Source organism: Polaromonas sp. P1_G2 (assembly GCF_056405515.1).
Map to the genome: position 1 here is coordinate 1 of NZ_JBFUBY010001083.1, position 464 is coordinate 464.

1 protein-coding gene is annotated in these 464 nt (G+C 60.0%); it reads left to right on the forward strand.

Translation table 11 applies throughout. The annotated features are described in order from the left end of the window. Positions 1-43: 43 nt before the first annotated feature. On the forward strand, positions 44-464 hold a 421-nt coding region (locus AC1D0P_RS29160; RefSeq protein ID WP_477679922.1), incomplete at its 3' end, for an ATP-binding protein.

The following is a 464-nucleotide window of genomic DNA, read 5'->3' on the forward strand; positions in this document are numbered from 1 at the left end:
TCTGGGGAGACCTCCGAATTCAATTGAAAAGAGAAAGATTTTCATGACCGGATCGTCCGAAGAAGCAGTCCCGGCGGGTACTGAATATGGTGCCGACAGCATCAAGGTCCTCAAGGGCCTCGACGCCGTGCGCAAGCGCCCCGGAATGTATATCGGCGATACGGATGACGGTTCGGGCCTGCATCACATGATCTATGAGGTCGTCGACAATGCCATTGACGAGGCGCTGGGCGGCTGGGCTGATCTGGTGACGGTGACGCTCAATGCCGATGGCTCGGTGACCGTCACCGATAATGGTCGCGGCATCCCCACCGGCATGCATGACGAGGGCGTCTCCGCGGCCGAAGTCATCATGACCCAGCTGCATGCCGGCGGTAAGTTCGACCAGAATTCCTACAAGGTCTCCGGCGGYCTGCACGGCGTCGGCGTCTCGGTCGTCAATGCGCTGTCGGTCAAGCTTGCCC